Source organism: Aeromonas sp. R4-3 (genome assembly GCF_040908275.1).
GTDB lineage: Bacteria > Pseudomonadota > Gammaproteobacteria > Enterobacterales > Aeromonadaceae > Aeromonas > Aeromonas rivipollensis.
On sequence record NZ_JBFODK010000035.1, the window covers coordinates 13,857 to 31,692 of the forward strand.

The following is a 17,836-nucleotide window of genomic DNA, read 5'->3' on the forward strand; positions in this document are numbered from 1 at the left end:
TTGGGACAGACTGTTTGCATATATGAACAATGTCGAACTGGAGTTGATGGGGCTGTTCGCTACTGTGGTGGAGCAGGGCAGTTTTACCGGGGCGGCCGAGGTGCTCGGCATGCCCAAGTCCTCGGTGAGCCAGAAGATCTCGCGCCTCGAGTCCCGGCTCGGGGTGCGGCTGTTGCAGCGCACCACCCGCAGACTGAGCCTGACCCCCCAGGGAGAGGTCTATGTGGAGCATTGCCAGTCCCTGCTGGCCCTGGCGAGAAGCGCCAATCTGGCCATGGCCAGGTTGCGCTCGGCCCCGGCGGGCCGGGTGCGGATCACAGCCCCCGAGGCCACGGGCACCCTGCTGCTTGGCCGGATCCTGGCCCAGTTTCGCGCCCTCTACCCCGAGGTGGTACTGGAACTGACCTTGAGTGACGAGCAGCTGGATCTGGTGGGAGAGGGTTACGATCTGGCGCTGCGGGCGGCTCCGCTGAAAGACTCCAGCCTCATCTGCCGGCGCATCGGCCAGGTGGCGCGCCATCTGGTGGCGGCCCCGGGTTATCTGGCGAGCCACGGCACGCCGCAACAATTGACGGAGCTGGGAGGCCATGCCTGCCTGGTGCATGGGGTGCTGCCAGTGTGGCCACTGCAGGAGGGGGGCTGGCGACCTCAGGGTGCCTGCCTCAGCAACAGCCTGCTGGCGCTGAGGGAGCTGGCACTCCACGAGGGGGGTATCGCCCTGTTGCCGGATCACGTCTGCCGGGAGGATCTGGCGGCGGGGCGCCTGCTGAAGGTGCTGCCGGCTCACCCCATACCGCCGAATCCCTTCTACCTCATCTATCCGAGCCGCGAGCACCTGGCGCCCGCCCTGCGCAGCCTGATGGATTTCGTCGCCGAGCGGCTGCCCTTTGCCTGATCAGCGGTGCTGGCTGAGGGGGGCCTGACCGGGCTCGAGACCGAGGGGGACCGACTGGCGCTCTGCCAGCATGCGGATCTGCCCCTCGATGAGGCCGGCGTTGGGGCCCAGCACCAGCACTAGCTGATGGTCATTCAGGACTATCCAGGAGAGGCAGCCGAGCCTGGCCAGATGGGACTGATCCACCAGCGCCATCTCCCGCACCCGCAGGCTGAGCCTGGTCAGGCAGACGCTCATGGCCTGCAGGTTGTCCATGCCCCCCAGCATCTTGAGGTACTGGATGGCCAGCATCTGCGGATCCGTGGGGGCCACGGCCGCGAGCTGGGGCAGATCCTCGGCGATGGGCTTGCTCGGCAGGCTGAGGGGGGCGTATTCAAGCAACCGGGAGAAGACCAGGGCATAGATGACGAAGAACAGTATGCCGAGGGGAATGAGCCAGAAACTGTGCTCACCTGAGCCGTAACTGAGCACCAGATCCAGCAGCCCGGCGGAGAAGTAACTGCCCACCTGGATGCCGAGCCCGCTGCAGATGGCCAGCGACAGCCCGGTCAGCAGGGCATGGGCCAGGAACAGCCAGGGGGCGGTGAAGGCGAACAGGAATTCGATGGGTTCGGTGATCCCCACCAGGGCCGAGGTGAGTGCCAGGGTGAGCAGCAAGCCCCCCTGCGGCAGGCGCCGCATCCGCTGGCGATGGAGCCAGATGGCAAAGCAGGCGCCGGGCAGACCAAACATGATGACGGGATAGAGACCCGCCACATAGCCCTCGTGCAGCGGCTGGGCGGCGGAGAGCGCCTGCAGGTTGCTCTCCCCCAGCCCCATCAGGCTGCCCAGCACCTGGTGCAAGCCGAGGGGGATCAGCAGCCGGTTCAGCACGCCGTAGCAGAAGGCGCCAAACGGCGTGGTGAGGAGATCGGAGGCGAGCAGTGTGATGCCTTGCTCCAGCAGGGGCCAGAGCAGGGCCAGGGGTACAACCAGCAACAGGCTGGCCAGGGCCGAGAGCAGCAGGCCGGGCAGCTCCTCCTGCAGCGGTCGCAGCCAGCCGGGGAGGGAGAGGCTGCGGGTCCAGGAGCAGACCATGGCGGTGGTCAGGCCCGCCAGCAGGCCGCAGATCATGTCCGCATGCAGGCCGGGCTGCAGGGTGGCGAGTGCCGAGCTCAGCAGCAGGAAGTTGACAGCGCCAGCCAGGGCTTGCGCCCCTTGCCCCTGTCGGCTCAGCCCGAAGGCGATGGCCACCGCGTAGATGAGCGGCATCTGACTGAAGAGGGCGCGTCCGGCCAGGGAGAGCACCGCCAGATCCAGCACGTCCGGCTGGCCGAGCCGATAGAGCAGGGCCGCCAGCGGCAGAATGGAAACGGGCAGCAACAGGGCATAACCGAGCCGTTGCAGGGACTGGGTCAGGATCTTTCTGGCGTTCTGGACTGGCATAAGGGCGCGGCATTTTGTGACGTGGCGCACATTTTACCCACTCGCACCCATTTGGGAATAGGTGCGAGTCCCTTTATTGGCCCCTTTCTTATTTCTGATCAAACAATCGGCGAACCGACTGATCCGGGGGCGGGGTCAGCAGGCTGACCAGAATGAAGGCCACCAGCCCGAGCCCCAGGCTGGGCACTATGGCGTGCAGGCCGGCCAGCTTGATCCCCCACTGACTCAAGGCCCCGTAGCAGACAATGCCTGACACCATGCTGGCCAGCGCCCCGGGGCCATTGGCCCGCGACCAGTAGAGGCCGAGCACCAGGGGCCAGAGGAAGACCGCCTGCAGGCCGCCGAAGGCGAGCAGGTTGAGCCAGATGATCATCTCTGGCGGCTGCAGCGCCGCCAGCAGTACCAGGGTGCCGAGGATCAGGGTGCAGAGCAGGGAGAGGCGCGGAATGCGCACCTCCAGCTTTTCTTGGCGAGGATTGAGGTAGTTGAGGTAGAGATCCTTGACCAGGGTCGCCGAGGCCTGGATCAGCTGGGAGTCGATAGTGGACATGATGGCCGCCATGGGGGCCGCCAGGAAGACCCCCGCCAGCCAGGGGGGCAGCACCTCCATCATCAGGGAGGGCATGATCTTGTCCGGGCTGTCCATGCCGGGCAGGATGGCGCGGCCCAGGGCGCCGGCCAGGTGCATGCCCAGCATCAGCAGGGCGCTGACTACGGTGCCGATGAGGATGCCTCTGTGCAGCGCCTTGCTGTCGCGGTAGCCGAAGCAGCGCAGGGCGGAGTGGGGCAGCCCCACCACACCGACGCAGACCAGGATCCAGAAGCTCAGCATGAAGGGTTGGGTCAGCATGTCACCGGCGCCGGTCGGGCTCACCAGCTTGGGATCTATCACCTTGAGCTGGTGGATGAGGTTCGGCAGGCCGTCACCGGCAATCAGTATCCCCGCCAGCAGGGCACCCGTGCCTATCAGCATGATGATGCCCTGCAGGGCATCCGTCATCACCACGGCGCGAAAGCCGCCGATCACCGTGTAGAGCAGCACGCAGCTGGCAAACAGGAAGAGTCCCTGCTGGTAGCTGAGGCCGGTGGCGGTTTCCAGCAGGCGGGCGCCGCCGATGAACTGCACCACCATGGTGGCGATAAAGGCGAGGATGATGGTCACCGAGCCCAGCACCACCACCCACTTGCTGCGGTAGCGGGCCCACAGCATGTCGTTGATGGTCACCGCATTGACCCGACGGGCTATGATGGCGAACTTCTTGCCAAGCACCCCCAGGGTGAGCCAGACGGTGGGCAGCTGGATCATCGCCAGCAGCACCCAGCCCAGGCCTATCTTGTAGGCGGCCCCGGGCCCGCCGATAAAGGAGGAGGCCGAGGTGTAAGTGGCCACTAGCGTCATGGCCAGCACCAGGCCGCCCATGCTGCGGTTGCCGATGAAGTACTCCTGCACGAAGTCACCACCGGCGCGGTGGCGACCTGCCCAGAAGCCGACCCCCAGCACCAGCACCAGGTAGATGACGAGCGGAAGCATCAACTCAAGATTCATGGGGGGACTCCTGGGTGTCCAGCGAGACGTCGGTAAACCGGTGGTCCGTCATGGATTCGCAGCGCGGCTCAGGATTCATGGGGAGGCTCCTCGGTGTCGAGAGGTATGTCGATGAACAGGCGGTCCACCATGAGCGCGCACAGGCCGATAAACAGCAGTGGCATCAGCATGCAGCTGAGCAGGAACCAGAGCGGCATATCCCAGAGTTCCAGCTCTTCCGGGATGAAATAAGCGGTGCCATACCAGGCAACGAAATAGAGCAGGGTCAGCAACAGACAGAGGGCTGCTTCCCGACGGGCGAGCGCGAAACGATTCACCTTGGCCTCCGACAATTTTGAGGGGCGCAAGGATAACAAAAAAGGGCCATGTCGCCATGGCCCTTTTTTCGTTGCCGATCCGGAGGGACCGGACAATCTCTGTTGAAGAGTCCTTACAGACCCAACTTCTTGTGCAGATGGTGGCTGTTAATGCCACCGTGCGGCAAGTTATCGGGTCCTGGCACCTCTTACAGACCCAACTTCTTGTGCAGGTAGTGGATGTTGGTACCACCGTGCTGGAAGTTCTCGTCCTTCATGATCTCTTTTTGCAGGGCGATGTTGGTCTTGATCCCTTCCACCACCAGCTCGTCGAGAGAGTGACGCATGCGGGCGATGGCGATGTCACGGTTCTCGCCGTAACAGATCAGCTTGCCGATCATGGAGTCGTAGTAGGGCGGCACCTTGTAACCCGCATAGATGTGGGATTCCCAACGCACGCCCAGACCACCCGGCGCGTGGAAGCGCTGGATGAGACCTGGAGACGGCATGAAGGTGGCCGGATCTTCGGCATTGATCCGGCATTCGATGGCATGGCCACGGATGCGGATGTCCTGCTGGGTGATCGACAGGGGCTGACCGGCGGCGATGCGCAGCTGCTCCTTGATCAGATCCACGCCGGTGACCATCTCGGTGACCGGGTGCTCGACCTGGATCCGGGTGTTCATCTCGATGAAGTAGAACTCGCCGTTCTCGTACAGGAACTCGAAAGTACCGGCACCGCGGTAGCCGATTTCGAGACAGGCGCGCACGCAGCGCTCACCGATGAACTTGCGCATCTCTTCGGTGATGCCGGGAGCCGGCGCCTCTTCCACCACCTTCTGGTGACGGCGCTGCATGGAGCAGTCCCGCTCACCCAGATAGAGGGCGGTACCCTGACCGTCTGCCAGCACCTGGATCTCGATGTGGCGCGGGTTCTCCAGGTATTTCTCCATGTAGACCATGTCGTTCTTGAAGAACTGGCCCGCTTCGGATTTTGTCAGGGCGATGGCGGCGGCCAGCTCTGACTCGTTGCGCACCACGCGCATGCCACGACCACCACCGCCACCGGCGGCCTTGATGATCACGGGGTAGCCGATCCGCTTGGCGATGGTGGCGTTGCGCTTGGCATCGTTGTCCACCGGGCCGTCGGAGCCGGGTACGCAGGGTACGCCTGCCTTCTTCATCGCCTCGATGGCGGAAACCTTGTCACCCATCAGGCGAATGGTTTCGGCGCGCGGGCCTATGAAGATGAAGCCGGATTTCTCGACCACTTCGGCAAAGTCGGCGTTCTCGGAGAGGAAGCCGTAGCCCGGGTGGATGGCGACGGCCCCGGTCACCTCGGCGGCGGCTATGATGGCCGGCACATTGAGGTAGGACTCACCGCTGGCGGGTTTGCCGATACAGATGGTTTCGTCGGCCAGGAGCACATGCTTGAGCTCCCGATCGGCAGTGGAGTGAACGGCCACTGTCTTGATCCCGAGCTCTTTGCAGGCACGCAGGATCCGCAGGGCAATTTCACCGCGGTTGGCGATGACTACTTTGTCCAACATGGGTGGCGTCTTCCCTTATTCGATGATGAACAGCGGCTCGTCAAATTCGACGGCCTGACCATTTTCAACCAGGATCGCTTTGATCACACCGGCCTTGTCAGACTCGATTTGGTTCATCATTTTCATGGCTTCGACGATGCACAGGGTGTCGCCGACATTGACGTGCTGACCGACTTCCACGAACGGCTTGGCTTCCGGGCTGGAGGAGCGGTAGAAGGAGCCCACCATGGGGGAGCGCATCAGATGGCCACTCGGGGCGGCATCGGCAGCAGGAGCGGCGGCCTGGGCGGCAGCGGTGACCGGAGCGGCGGCTTGTTGAACCTGTGCCGGCTGCATCATCATCTGCGGGGCAACGCTAACCTGGCCGGAGAAATTACGGCTGATGCGAACGGACTCTTCCCCTTCGGAGATTTCCAGCTCGGCGATGCCGGACTCTTCAACCAGTTCAATCAGCTTCTTGATTTTGCGGATATCCATTAGCATTCTCTTTCTTCTTTATCTGATCAGTGATTATCAAGCCGCGCGCAATTGATGCACGGCCGCGGTTAAAGCGAATTGGTAGCCATCGGCACCCAGCCCACAAATGACCCCCTTGGCGACATCAGACAGATAGGAGTGATGACGGAAGGGTTCCCTGGCATGAACGTTTGACAGGTGAACCTCGATAAAGGGGATGGCCACGCCCAGCAGGGCATCGCGCAGGGCGACGCTGGTGTGGGTGAAGGCGGCCGGGTTGATGATGATAAAATCCACCTGGCCCATGGCCTGATGGATGCGGCCGACCAACTCATGTTCGGCATTGGATTGCAGGTGTTCCAGGGTGACACCGAGTTCGTTGGCGTACTGGCTCAGATCGGCGACGATCTCATCGAGCGTCTTGCTGCCGTAGATTCCCGGCTCCCGCTTGCCCAGCAGATTCAGGTTGGGACCGTTGAGCAGGAGAATTCGGTGATGTTGCGACATATTGAGTACATCCTCGATGATAATGCTGCTATCTATCAGCTATCTGTGGACCACCAAAAATCTAGCCACTTTCTGCACAATTCGGTGTGCCCTGGCACACAGATTTCGCAATTATATTGATTTCGTGAAAATTAGCAGCATTTTACTGGTCTAATCTCTACATCTGGCCATTTATTAAGCATGTTGGTGCGCGGAGCCGCTCTGCCGCAATGCCCGCCTCTTCAGGCTTTCCAGACACGACAAAGCCGGCACAAGGCCGGCTTTGTCGAGAGAGGTGGGAGAGGACTCAGGCCGCTTCCGACTTCTCGCGGATAAGTTTGTCCACCACACCTGGATCCGCCAGGGTGGAGATATCCCCCAGGCTGTCGGTCTCGCCGGTGGCAATCTTGCGCAAGATCCGGCGCATGATCTTGCCGGAACGGGTCTTGGGCAACCCTTCGGCCCAGTGGATCACATCCGGGGTGGCGATGGCGCCTATCTCCTTGCGAACCCACTCCTTCACTTCCTTATGCAGCTCGCGACTCGGCTCCTCCCCGGCGATCAGGGTGACATAGGCGTAGATGCCCTGACCCTTGATCTCGTGGGGGACGCCCACCACGGCCGCCTCGGCTATCTTGGGGTGGGCCACCAGGGCCGATTCAATTTCGGCGGTACCCATGCGGTGGCCGGAGACGTTCAGTACATCATCCACCCGCCCCGTGATCCAGTAGTAGCCATCCTGGTCGCGACGGGCACCGTCGCCGGTGAAGTAGCGACCGGGGAAGGTGGAGAAGTAGGTCTGCTCGAAGCGCTCGTGATCGCCGAACACGGTGCGCATCTGGCCCGGCCAGGAGTCGGTGATCACCAGGTTGCCCTCGGTGGCACCCTCCAGCGGCTCACCCAGGTTGTCCACCAGGGCCGGCTGCACCCCGAAGAAGGGACGGGTGGCGGAGCCGGGCTTGAGGGCGGTGACGCCGGGCAGGGGGCTGATCAGGATGCCGCCGGTCTCGGTCTGCCACCAGGTGTCGACTATGGGGCAGCGCTCGTCGCCTATGGTGCGGTAGTACCACTCCCAGGCTTCCGGGTTGATGGGTTCCCCCACAGATCCCATGATGCGCAGGCTGGCGCGGGAGGTGCCTTCGATGGCCTCCTTGCCCTTGGCCATCAGGGCGCGGATGGCGGTGGGTGCGGTATAGAGGATGCTGACCTGGTGCTTGTCCACCACCTGGCTCATGCGGTTGGTGGCCGGGTAGTTGGGCACCCCTTCGAACATGAGGGTGGTGGCGCCGTTGGCGAGCGGCCCGTAGACCAGGTAGGAGTGACCGGTGACCCAGCCCACGTCGGCGGTACACCAGTAGATGTCCTCTTCGTGATAGTCGAACACGTACTTGAAGGTGAGAGCGGCATAGACCAGGTAGCCGCCCGTGGTGTGCAGCACTCCCTTGGGCTTGCCGGTGGAGCCCGAGGTGTAGAGCACGAACAGGGGATCCTCGGCGCCCATGGCTTCGGGCGGGCAATCCGGGCTGGCAGCGGCGACGGCGTCGTGCCACCAGATGTCTCTGTGGTCATGCCAGGCGACCTTGCCGCCGGTGCGCTTGAGGACGATCACCTTGTTGACCCGGGTATCCGGGTGGGTGAGCGCCTCATCCACGTTCTTCTTGAGGGGGATGGGGCGGCCGCCGCGCAGGCCCTCGTCGGCTGTGATGACGATGGAGGAGCCCGAGTCTATGATGCGACCCGAGAGGGCTTCCGGCGAGAAGCCGCCGAAGACGATGCTGTGCACGGCGCCGATGCGGGTACAGGCCAGCATGGCGATGGCCGCCTCCGGCACCATGGGCATGTAGAGGCAGACCATGTCGCCGCGCTTGACCCCTTGGGCTTTGAGCACGTTGGCAAACTTGCACACCTCGCCGTGGAGCTCGCGATAGGTCAGCTTGCGATCCTCGGCCGGGTTGTCCCCTTCCCAGATGATGGCGACCTTGTCACCCCGTTCGGCGAGATGGCGATCCAGGCAGTTGGCCGACACGTTGAGCAGGCCATCCTCGTACCATTTGATGGAGACGTGGCCCGGATCGTAGGAGGTGTTCTTGACACGGGTGTAGGGGGTCATCCAGTCGAGGATCTTGCCCTGCTCCCCCCAGAAGGCGTCCGGGTTCTGCACCGACGCCTGGTACATGGCTTCATAACCTTCCTTGTCCAGCAGGGCGTCGCTACCTATGTGGGCCTTGACCGGATAGACCTTGCTCTCGCTCATCTCTCACTCCTGTGAATACATTTTTGTAATGATTGAGTAACAACTTATACCTTTGGCACGGGAGGGCAATTAGACTTTTGGATAGCGACGAGAGGAGGAAGGGCGCCTGTGAGCGGGCCCTGACGGGAGCAAGCTGAAGGGAATAAAGAGAAGGGAGCCTGCTGCTCCCTTCTTCATTGGATCCCTTGAGGCGGCCATTGTCACCGCTGGGGGGCGAGCATGGAGGTCATGTGGGGTTCTGACAGGGGGTGGCTGAACAGGTAGCCCTGGCCCTCCTCGCAGCGCAGAGACTGCAAGAACTGGCGCTGGGGCTGGGTCTCTATGCCTTCCGCCGTGACCGCCATGCCGAGGCTGTCGGCCAGGCTGACTATGGTGCGGCACAGCTCCCGGCTGTGTTTGTCGTCGGGCAGCGCCTGCACGAAGGCCCTGTCTATCTTGATGCGGTCTATGGGCAGGCTTTTGAGCAGGCTCAGGGAGGAGAAGCCGGTGCCAAAGTCGTCGATGGCGATCTGCACTCCCAGCGCCTTGAGGCGGGTAAAGAGACTCAGGCTCTGATCCACGCTCTGGATGATGCTCTCGGTGACCTCTATCTCCAGCCGCTCTGCCGGGAAGCCGGTCTGCGCCAGGATGGCGGTGACCCTGTCCACGTAGTCGGGGGAGCGCATCTCCCTGACCGACACATTGACGGACAACCTGGGCACGGCGAACCCTTCCGCCAGCCACCGCTGTCCCTGCTGGCAGGCGGTGCGCATCACCCATTCCCCCAACTGCTCTATCAGGCCGCACTCCTCGGCCACCGGAATGAAGCGGGCGGGAGAGATCATGCCCTCGCTCGGGTGTTGCCAGCGTACCAGGGCCTCGAGGCCGCTGAGGCTGTCATTGGCCAGATCCGTCATGGGCTGGTACAGCAGGCGGAACTGCTGCTGCTCCATGGCCTTGATCAGCCCCTGCTCCAGGGCCATCCGCTCCCTCATCTGGGTCATCATGTCGGGAGAGTAGAACAGATAGCCGTTGCGGCCCCGGCGCTTGGCCTCATGCATGGCATTGTCCGCCGCACTGATGAGGCCGTCCGGGGTCAGGCCATGCTCCGGGTAGAGGGCGACGCCTATGCTGGCCGAGAGCCTCACCCGCTCCTGCCCTATGTCGGCCGGATCGTGGAGCCTGTGTTGCAGCCGCTCGATCAGCTCCACCAGGTCCTGGGGCTGCCGGATGTCGGGAAGCAGCACCAGGAACTCGTCTGCACCGAGCCGGGTGGCGAGATCCCCCGGGCGCAGGCTGTGGCGGATGCGCTGTGCCAGCAGCTTGAGCAGCAGATCCCCGGCGCTGTGCCCCAGGTTGTCGTTGATCAGCTTGAAGCCGTCGAGATCGATGAACAGCAGGGCGAGGGCCTGCTTGTTCAAGCGGGCCGTCTCTATCTCCAGTTCGAGCCGCTCCTGCAGCAGGTTGCGGTTGCCAAGATCTGTGAGGGGGTCGTGATAGGAGAGGTGGTGGAGCCTGGCCTCCGCCTGGTAGAGCCGCTGTGCGTGCTGGCTGCTGGTTTCCTGGATCTCCCCGGTGAAGCGGGCCACGCCCAGATAGGCGCGGGGATCCTGGGTGAGATCGCGGGCGATGAGGAAGATGCCATTGAAGATCCCAGCGGCATCCACCAGGGGGCTGCAGCTCATCTGCCAGCGCCTCGGCCCGCCGGGGCGGGAGACATGGATGCAGCCCAGATCCAGCTCGGCCCGGGGGACGCCATTGAGCAATTGCTTGAGCCGGGGGAGCAGCATGGGGGCCTGGGCCGGCGTGATGTCGAACAGCGTCTTGCCGAGGTGATCCCCCTGGGCCAGACCGCTCAGCTCGGTGAAGATACCGTTGACGCCACGGCACCTGAATTCACGATCGAAGACCCCTATCCCAAAGGGTGCCAGCTCGAACAGTTGTTGCCATTCATGAAGGGATAACGGGCCTGACAAATGCAGTGTCTGAACCGATTCGGGTAGCACTTTTTCCATGGAGGCTCCTGAATTGATTTCTTTGTCATTTAGACGACTGTGTCAGTATGGCAGGAAGTTTCAAGAGGGAGAAAAAGTCTGGGAGTGATGTTAAATCAACGGGATGTCAGCCTTTCTGGCGGCCGAATGCCTGAATGCCGCGCACCAGTACCAGCCAGCCGAGCAGGTGGAACGGCAGGGCCAGCAGGTAGAGCAGCAGAAAGTGCGACTCGCTGCCGCTGCTGTTGATGAAGTCTATCCAGGCCACCAGCAGGGTCAGCATGCCCGCTATCTGGAAGCGGCGGCGCAGCACCACCTCGACGCCGAGATTGGCGAGGTAGAGGGTGAGCAGGATACCGGCAAAGCCGGTGAGCTGGGCGGCGCCGTACAGTTCCCTGTCCGGGTGAAACAGCAGGACGGCGAGGGGGGTCAGGCCCTGATCCAGCGGGATCAGGGCCAGCAGCCAGCATGCAATCAGAAGCAGGGCTGTTTTCATGCGAGGCTTAGTCGGCAGACTGCGCCGGCTTGACCAGGCTGAGGTAGTTGGCATCCATGGTGAGGAAGACCCCCAGCAGCCGGGCGCTGGCGCCGTAGAAGCCAAACTGGTCGGCGGCGCGGCAGGCGGCCTCGAAGCGCGGGAACCAGGCCAGCAGATGTTCGTGCAGCAAGGCTTCCTGCTCCCCGAGCCAGCTCTCCCGCTGGGCGGCCGTGGTCGCTTCCGCCGCGTGTATGATGAGGTTGCCCATCAGATCCAGCTCTATGGCCAGGTGATCGGCGGGCTCCTTGTACTTGTCGCTGACATTGATGCCGAGGCGATCCAGGCGGGCCTGCATCTCGGCCATGGGGGCCTGCATCAGCAGCTTGGCATCGCCCCGGTAGAGGGACTCGTAGGGCAGGGCCCCCTGCTTGGGATCCACCAGGAAGAGGCCGGCAAAATCGGCGGCGAGCTCCAGCTGGCGATCGGTGCGCACCAGCAGGCGGGCGATGGCGTCATTGAGCTCGGCCACGGCCTCGCGCATGGGATCCAGAGTGGAGAGGCTTTTCAGGAAGCTTCGCACGTCATAGGTGTCATATTCGGCGATCTGCTCATCACTGAGTTCGGCGGCAAACAGGGTGGAGAACCACCAGTAGAGTTGGGCCCGGCGTTCGCTGGTAGCCATAAATTCCTGCATTTTTCCTCCGTGGATGGCAATCGGGAGCCTTGATGGCTCCCGATTCTAACGACTTTAAAAATAAAGGAAACTCAAGGGGGCGCTTTCGTCCCCCCGGGGTCAGAGTGCCGGGAACATGGGGTCTATGCCCTTGGCCGACTCAGGTGCGCCGAAGGCGGTGACGGCGGGCGCCTGCCCACTGAACTTCTCGATCTCCACCAGTGCTGTGTGGGCCGTGGTGGCCTGCGCCAGGCTGGAGGAGCCGATGTCGGCGGTCAGTACGTTGGGATCTCCATAGGTACAGAGGGTGCCGACCTTGCCGCCCTCTTGCGGGCCATACCAGGCCCCCTCCTGGATCCTGACGACGCCGGGGGCGTAGTCCTCGCTCACCACCAGACCGGCCAGTACCTGACCACGACCGTTGAACACCCGCACCAGATCCCCGTCCTTGAGGCCGCGGGAGTTGGCATCCTGCGGATTCATGTAGACGGGCTCGCGACCCTGTACCGTGTAAGTGGCGCGGTAATTATCGGAGGAGCAGAGCTGGCTGTGCAGCCGCTTGTCCGGGTGGCAGGATTGCAGGTGCAGCGGGAAACGCGCGCTGCCCGGCCCGCCGTGGGAGCGCTCGTAGGGTTCGATCCAGACCGGGTGGCCCGGGCAATCCCCATAGCCGTAGTCGGCTATGGTCTTGGAATAGATCTCGATAAGGCCTGACGGGGTACCGAGGGGTTCCAGATCCGGCTCCTGACGGAACGAGGCGTGACGCACCCAGGGTTGGCCCGCCGGGAAGGTGACGAAGCCTTCGCCGTGCCAGAACTGGCTGAAACGGGGCAGACGGATGCCGATGCCGCGACCCTGCAGGCGGGCGTCGTCATAGATGCTCTGGATCCACTCCAGCTTGCTCTTGCCGCCGGTGAACTCGGCCTCGCGACCGAAGCGACGGCAGAGATCGGCGAAGATATCGTAGTCATCCCGCGCCTCGAACAGCGGCTCCACCACCTTGTACATGGCCAGAATGCCCGCGTTGGAGTGGGAGCCCCACTGCTCGATATCATCCCGCTCATAGGTAGTGGTCGCGGGCAGCACTATGTCGGCGAAGCGGCAGCTGGCAGTCCACTGGTGATCGATGCTGACCACGGTTTCCAGCTTGCGCCAGGCCGCCACCATCTTGTTGCGATCCTGCTGGTGGTGGAAGGGGTTGTTGCCGCAGAACACCGCCATCTTCATGTGGGGGTAGGTGATGGTCTGGCCGTTGAAGGCGATGGTCTTGCCCGGATTGAGGATGCAGTCGACGAAACGGGCCACCGGAATGTATTTGGAGTAACCCTTCCAGTCGCCGTCGTGGAGCGGTTTGACGCCGGGAATGACAGAGCTGAAACCGGACATGATGGGGCCGCTGGAGGTGATGGTGCCCGCCCCGTTGTAGTGCCAGCCAAAGCCGTAACCGCCCCCCGGCAGGCCGATCTGGCCAATCATCGAGGCCAGTACCACCAGCATCCAGGCGTACTGCTCGCCGTGGTGCATGCGCTGCACACACCAGCCGCCGATAAGCTGGGTGCGGCCACTGGTCATGGCGCGGGCCAGCTCGCGTATGGTCTCGGCAGGGACGCCACAGATGGCGGCGGCCCACTCGGCATCCTTCACCTGACCGTCGCTGGTGCCCAGCAGGTAGGGCAGGAACTTGTCAAAACCTGTGGTGTAGTTCTTGAGGAAGGCCTCGTCGTGACGCTTCTCGCTGTAGAGGCTGTGGGCTATGCCCAGCATCAGCGGCACGTCGGTCTGCGGATTCAGGGTTATCTGATCGCAGTTGAGGTACTTCTGGGTCTTGGATTTGACCGGATCGATGCTGATGACCCGGATCTCGCCCTTGGCCACCTTCTCTTTGAGCTCTGCCCAGTAGTCGTAGACGCTGTGATCCGGCACCAGCCAGCCCACCTGCAGGTTCTTGATGGGGTCAGACCCCCAGATGACGATGGTCTTGCTGTGCTCCAGCACCAGCGGCCAGGAGGTCTGCTGCTCGTACACCTCCATGGCCCCTGCCACGTGGGGCAGGATCACCTGGGCGGCGCCGGTGGAGTAGTCACCTGCCTTGGCCAGATAGGTGCCGTGCAGGTTCATGGCACGCCCCAGCATGGCGCCAGCGGAGTGCAGCTTGCCCACCGACTGCCAGCCGGAGTGACCGGCATAGAGGGCGCTCGGGCCATGGGTTTTCTGCACCCGCTCCAGCTCGTGATAGAAAAAGTCCAGCGCCTGGGACCAGGTCACCCGCACGAAGCGGTTCTGGCCGCGCTCGCTGGTATCGGACTGGTGGCCCTTGCGCAGCCAGTTCAGCCGCACCATGGGGTAGCGGATGCGGGAGGGGTTGTAGACCACTTCACTCAAGGCCTTGAGCATCTCTGTGGGGTGTTTGTCATGCTCGAACGGCAGGGTCTCGAGCCAGCGGCCATCGACGACCCGGGCACGGAAGGCGCCCCAGTGGGAGCCGGACTGCACCAGTTTTTCGCCGGACTCGGCGGCCATCACGGCACGACCGAGCAGGGAGGGGCCGATCAGGGCAGAGGCACCGCTGGCCAGCAAGCCACCCAGAAAACCACGACGGGAAATATTGATCATCTTGTTGTTCCTCTCTCGGATCCGGAACTCGAATCCGGAATTAGTGGCTGCCCTGACCGCCGGTGTCGGCGGCATGGTTTTGCAGGTACTTGAGCAGGGTGCGCTCCTCTTCCTTGCTGAGGCGGTAGTAGGCAGACATCGCCTTGAGCCCCGAGATCCAGCCGTTGGCGGTGAAGTGAGCCGGGTCCGGCGCGCCGTGGCAGGAGTTGCAGGTGGACTTGTACATCTCGCCGGCGTAATCCCAGATGGGCTTGAGGGAGGGCTCGAGCCCCTTGCCATCGACCCAGGCCTGCACCTGCACCTGCTCCCACTGGATATGGGTGGCGCTGTCGGTCTCCTGCTTGAGCACTTTCTCGTTCGCTTTCAGCTCGTCTCGGACTGTGGCCACGAAGACCCGCTTGCCCATGTATTCGCTCAGCACCCGGCCCTTGCCTTCGCGCTCGCGCCAGCCCTCAATGGTCACCTGCAGGCGATCGCCGCTGCGGGCCACCACGTCGATGCGGGAGGCGGGCAGCAGCTTGCCGACCGGCTCAGTGCTCTGCTCGCTGGCATAGAGGTCTTTTTCACCCAGGGTGTAGAGGGTGTCGCCGGCTGGCGCCTGCTGGGCTTCGCTGGCCAGGGTGGCGTAGGTGGCCCTGAAGCCCCCCGCCATGTTGGGCAGCTCGTGGGCAATGCCCTTGTGGCACTCGATGCAGTTCATGTTCTTCGCTGCGGCATCCTTCATGGCCAGGGCGGCGGCGGGGGATTGCTTGGCGTGATCCATGTTGTCGTAGCTGTGGCAGGACTTGCAGGTCTTGGAGTTCTGGCTGCTCATCCGGGCCCACACCTTCTCGGCCAGGTGCAGGCGCCTGTCCTCGAACTTCTCCTGGGTGTCGATGCTGTGGCCTATGTACTCCTGATAGAGGTCGTTGGCCGCCTCCATCTTGCGGGCCACCTTGCCGACAAAGTCCTTCGGCTGGTGACAGTCGGTACAGACAGCCTGTACCCCGGAGGCATTCTTGAAGTGGATGGACTCCTTGTACTCCGGATAGACGGTGTCCTTCATGGAGTGGCAGGAGATGCAGAACTCGAGGCTGCTGGTCTTCTCGAAGCCGTAATGCAGGCCGACGGTACCGGCCAGGGTGACCCCGATGCCGGCCAGAAGCAGCGCCAGCACCGACCAGCGGCGGCTGGGTGTGCGCAGGAAGTGCCACAGTTTTTTCATAGCTGTCTCTCATCATCATGACTTTTTGATGAGGGCCATGATAGGGAGAGGCTGTGAACAGGGTTGCCGCCACAAATTAACGAAATAGGGGTATTTATGACAAAATGTGAATAGAATAATCCTCCCTTGTCGACCTTCGTGAACCCTGCCCATGAGCTACCACATTCTGGTTGTTGAAGATGATGCGGTTACCCGTGAGAAGCTGACCGGCTATTTCGAGCGGGAGGGCTATCGGGTGACGGCGGTGGAAAATGGCCAGGAGATGCGCGCCGTGCTGGCGGATCAGACGGTCGATCTGGTGATGCTGGACATCAACCTGCCGGGGGAGGATGGCCTGCTGCTGACCCGCGAGCTGAGGGCGCGCAGCACTGTCGGGATTATTCTGGTCACCGGCCGCAGCGATGCGGTGGACCGGATAGTCGGCCTGGAGATGGGGGCCGATGACTATGTCACCAAGCCGTTCGAGCTGCGGGAGCTGCTGGTGCGGGTCAAGAACCTGCTGTGGCGGATCTCGTTGGCGGCGCCTGCCACCCGGGTCGCCGAGCCCCTCGACGACGCTGTCTATTTCGGCCCCTGGCGCTTTGATATTCCCCGCCGCCAGCTCAGCAAGGACGGGGTGGCGGTGCGCCTGACCAAGGCCGAATACGAGGTGCTGGTGGCCTTCGTCGCCCACCCCGGGCGGGTGCTGAGCCGGGAGCGGATCCTGACCCTCATCAGCCACCGTGGCGATGGCCCGAGCGATCGCACCATAGACGTGCTGATCCGGCGGCTGCGGGGCAAGATGGAGCTGGATCCCCGGGATCCCCAGCTCTTTGTCACCGTCCACGGGGAAGGCTATCTGTTTGCCGGCGAGCTGGCCCCCTGAGTCAGCTGGCGGGGCTAATGGTCTGCGGGGGCGGCCCCGACCCGGTAGACGGGGCGAAAAGCCCCATCGGAGAGGGAGTCGCCGGTGTCGGCCAGGGGCCCATCCAGGGTCAGAATGGGTGGCCCCATCACCCGCGGGCACTGCTGCTCGCTCGCCTCGGGATGCTGTAGCAGGCAGACGGCCTGGGCCACGGCTAGACGGCCTTGCAGCCGCATCTGATCGCTGTTGGCCGCCAGCATCTTGCCCCGCAGCAGGCCGCGCTGCACCCCGTGACTGAAGTAGGTACTCAGCACTCGGGGCCTGTCGAGATGGCGCTGCGCCAGCTCGTTGACCGCCACTTCGGCGGCAATAGCCCCCCCCACCAGATAGTCGAGGTCCGGGTGGCGGGCCAGGGTCTGCTGCACCAGGGTGCGCTGGATCTCGCGGCTGTTGTCGCCGCGGGCCGTGGTCACCAGCTTGATGGCGCTCCCCCGGATGGCATCGGCAAAGCCGGGCTCGACCACGTTGTTGCCACCGCTGCTCTTGGGGCCCGGGAACAGGGCCACCGAGACGGGTTGGCTGCCCGCCGGGTGACGCAGTGCCAGCCAGTGCCCCATCTGCCAGCCCATCTGATACCAGGAGACGCCCACCTTGGCTTGCACCAGGCCAGCGGGCAGATCGTTGACCAGGCCGAAGACCGGCAGCGGGCTGGCGGTGATTGCCTCCCTCAGTCCCTCATGACTCACGGCGCCGAGCAGGATGGCGTCGCTCCCCTCCCTCAGGCACTGCTGCAACTGCTGGCGCTGCTCGGCCAGGGCACCGTAGCCTCCCGCCTCGTGGATCCGCAAGCTGACCCCCAGCCGTGTCGCCTCTTCCACCATGCCCTGATTGACCGACAGCCAGTAGGCGTCCCGCAGATGGGGATAGAGGGCGCACAGGGTCAGGGGTTTGGTTGCAGCGACGGGTTCCGGCCACTGCTGGCGCACCGGCTGGCCGCTGAAAGCGCCACCGGGCCAGTGATCCACCTCGAAGGCGAGCAGGGGGCCAGGGAGCAGCATGAGCAACAGGGAGAGATAGACGCTTCGCATGACCCGGGGTTTTGTTAAAGTGTGGGCCCACATTATCCGGTCAAAGCCGGCCACA

General features: G+C 63.4%; 15 protein-coding genes. 2 read left to right on the forward strand and 13 right to left on the reverse strand.

Translation table 11 applies throughout. The features are described from left to right. Positions 1-22: 22 nt before the first annotated feature. Entirely contained in the window at positions 23-895 is an 873-nt protein-coding gene (locus AB5Y91_RS11870) for a LysR family transcriptional regulator (RefSeq protein ID WP_368169886.1), read from the forward strand. On the opposite strand, the gene AB5Y91_RS11875 is transcribed toward AB5Y91_RS11870, so the two are convergent. From AB5Y91_RS11875 to torC, 12 genes are all read right to left on the reverse strand, one after another. Next, positions 896-2,320 carry a PTS transporter subunit EIIC gene (locus AB5Y91_RS11875; RefSeq protein ID WP_368169887.1) on the reverse strand — a complete coding sequence of 475 codons (1,425 nt, stop codon included), beginning with the start codon at positions 2,318-2,320 and terminating at the stop codon, positions 896-898. It lies immediately after the preceding gene. A gap of 88 nt (positions 2,321-2,408) precedes the next feature. Then, complete coding sequence (gene panF / locus AB5Y91_RS11880; protein WP_139745186.1) at positions 2,409-3,866, reverse strand: sodium/pantothenate symporter; 1,458 nt, start codon at positions 3,864-3,866, stop codon at positions 2,409-2,411. Between the two features lie 68 nt (positions 3,867-3,934). Continuing rightward, positions 3,935-4,183 carry a YhdT family protein gene (locus tag AB5Y91_RS11885; RefSeq protein ID WP_041204435.1) on the reverse strand — a complete coding sequence of 83 codons (249 nt, stop codon included), beginning with the start codon at positions 4,181-4,183 and terminating at the stop codon, positions 3,935-3,937. 188 nt (positions 4,184-4,371) lie between these two features. Further along, complete coding sequence (gene accC, locus AB5Y91_RS11890) at positions 4,372-5,712, reverse strand: acetyl-CoA carboxylase biotin carboxylase subunit (protein WP_005326556.1); 1,341 nt, start codon at positions 5,710-5,712, stop codon at positions 4,372-4,374. Between the two features lie 15 nt (positions 5,713-5,727). Continuing rightward, positions 5,728-6,189 (reverse strand): acetyl-CoA carboxylase biotin carboxyl carrier protein, encoded by a 462-nt coding sequence (gene accB / locus AB5Y91_RS11895; protein WP_368169888.1) that lies wholly within the window; start codon positions 6,187-6,189, stop codon positions 5,728-5,730. A 36-nt stretch (positions 6,190-6,225) separates the two neighbouring features. Beyond that, complete coding sequence (aroQ, locus tag AB5Y91_RS11900) at positions 6,226-6,675, reverse strand: type II 3-dehydroquinate dehydratase (RefSeq protein ID WP_005326561.1); 450 nt, start codon at positions 6,673-6,675, stop codon at positions 6,226-6,228. Between the two features lie 286 nt (positions 6,676-6,961). After that, positions 6,962-8,908, reverse strand: coding sequence for an acetate--CoA ligase (acs, locus tag AB5Y91_RS11905; protein ID WP_111910404.1), 1,947 nt, complete (start codon positions 8,906-8,908; stop codon positions 6,962-6,964). A 200-nt stretch (positions 8,909-9,108) separates the two neighbouring features. Then, a complete protein-coding gene (locus AB5Y91_RS11910) occupies positions 9,109-10,902 on the reverse strand; it encodes an EAL domain-containing protein (RefSeq protein ID WP_368169889.1) in 1,794 nt (597 codons plus the stop codon). Between the two features lie 106 nt (positions 10,903-11,008). Then, entirely contained in the window at positions 11,009-11,377 is a 369-nt protein-coding gene (locus AB5Y91_RS11915) for a hypothetical protein (RefSeq protein ID WP_106887645.1), read from the reverse strand. 7 nt (positions 11,378-11,384) lie between these two features. Further along, entirely contained in the window at positions 11,385-12,053 is a 669-nt protein-coding gene (gene torD, locus AB5Y91_RS11920) for a molecular chaperone TorD (RefSeq protein ID WP_163154286.1), read from the reverse strand. 99 nt (positions 12,054-12,152) lie between these two features. Next, positions 12,153-14,645 carry a trimethylamine-N-oxide reductase TorA gene (gene torA / locus AB5Y91_RS11925; protein ID WP_368169890.1) on the reverse strand — a complete coding sequence of 831 codons (2,493 nt, stop codon included), beginning with the start codon at positions 14,643-14,645 and terminating at the stop codon, positions 12,153-12,155. Positions 14,646-14,685: 40 nt separating this feature from the next. Further along, positions 14,686-15,849 carry a pentaheme c-type cytochrome TorC gene (torC, locus tag AB5Y91_RS11930; RefSeq protein ID WP_368169891.1) on the reverse strand — a complete coding sequence of 388 codons (1,164 nt, stop codon included), beginning with the start codon at positions 15,847-15,849 and terminating at the stop codon, positions 14,686-14,688. Positions 15,850-16,000: 151 nt separating this feature from the next. Here torC and torR point away from each other — a divergent pair, with 151 nt between their 5' ends. Beyond that, positions 16,001-16,714 carry a two-component system response regulator TorR gene (gene torR / locus AB5Y91_RS11935; RefSeq protein ID WP_368169892.1) on the forward strand — a complete coding sequence of 238 codons (714 nt, stop codon included), beginning with the start codon at positions 16,001-16,003 and terminating at the stop codon, positions 16,712-16,714. A 14-nt stretch (positions 16,715-16,728) separates the two neighbouring features. Here the strand turns inward: torR and torT are convergent, their stop codons facing one another. Continuing rightward, positions 16,729-17,781: a TMAO reductase system periplasmic protein TorT gene (gene torT / locus AB5Y91_RS11940; protein WP_368169893.1), complete on the reverse strand. Its 1,053-nt coding sequence runs from the start codon at positions 17,779-17,781 to the stop codon at positions 16,729-16,731. Between the last annotated feature and the right edge of the window lie 55 nt (positions 17,782-17,836).

Coding starts and splice junctions, on each gene's coding strand:
- AB5Y91_RS11870 (WP_368169886.1), top strand. CDS start 23: ATGAACAATGTCGAACTGGAGTTGATGGGGCTGTTCGCTACTGTGGTG.
- AB5Y91_RS11875 (WP_368169887.1), bottom strand. CDS start 2,320: ATGCCAGTCCAGAACGCCAGAAAGATCCTGACCCAGTCCCTGCAACGG.
- panF (WP_139745186.1), bottom strand. CDS start 3,866: ATGAATCTTGAGTTGATGCTTCCGCTCGTCATCTACCTGGTGCTGGTG.
- accC (WP_005326556.1), bottom strand. CDS start 5,712: ATGTTGGACAAAGTAGTCATCGCCAACCGCGGTGAAATTGCCCTGCGG.
- accB (WP_368169888.1), bottom strand. CDS start 6,189: ATGGATATCCGCAAAATCAAGAAGCTGATTGAACTGGTTGAAGAGTCC.
- aroQ (WP_005326561.1), bottom strand. CDS start 6,675: ATGTCGCAACATCACCGAATTCTCCTGCTCAACGGTCCCAACCTGAAT.
- acs (WP_111910404.1), bottom strand. CDS start 8,908: ATGAGCGAGAGCAAGGTCTATCCGGTCAAGGCCCACATAGGTAGCGAC.
- AB5Y91_RS11910 (WP_368169889.1), bottom strand. CDS start 10,902: ATGGAAAAAGTGCTACCCGAATCGGTTCAGACACTGCATTTGTCAGGC.
- AB5Y91_RS11915 (WP_106887645.1), bottom strand. CDS start 11,377: ATGAAAACAGCCCTGCTTCTGATTGCATGCTGGCTGCTGGCCCTGATC.
- torD (WP_163154286.1), bottom strand. CDS start 12,053: ATGCAGGAATTTATGGCTACCAGCGAACGCCGGGCCCAACTCTACTGG.
- torA (WP_368169890.1), bottom strand. CDS start 14,645: ATGATCAATATTTCCCGTCGTGGTTTTCTGGGTGGCTTGCTGGCCAGC.
- torC (WP_368169891.1), bottom strand. CDS start 15,849: ATGAAAAAACTGTGGCACTTCCTGCGCACACCCAGCCGCCGCTGGTCG.
- torR (WP_368169892.1), top strand. CDS start 16,001: ATGAGCTACCACATTCTGGTTGTTGAAGATGATGCGGTTACCCGTGAG.
- torT (WP_368169893.1), bottom strand. CDS start 17,781: ATGCGAAGCGTCTATCTCTCCCTGTTGCTCATGCTGCTCCCTGGCCCC.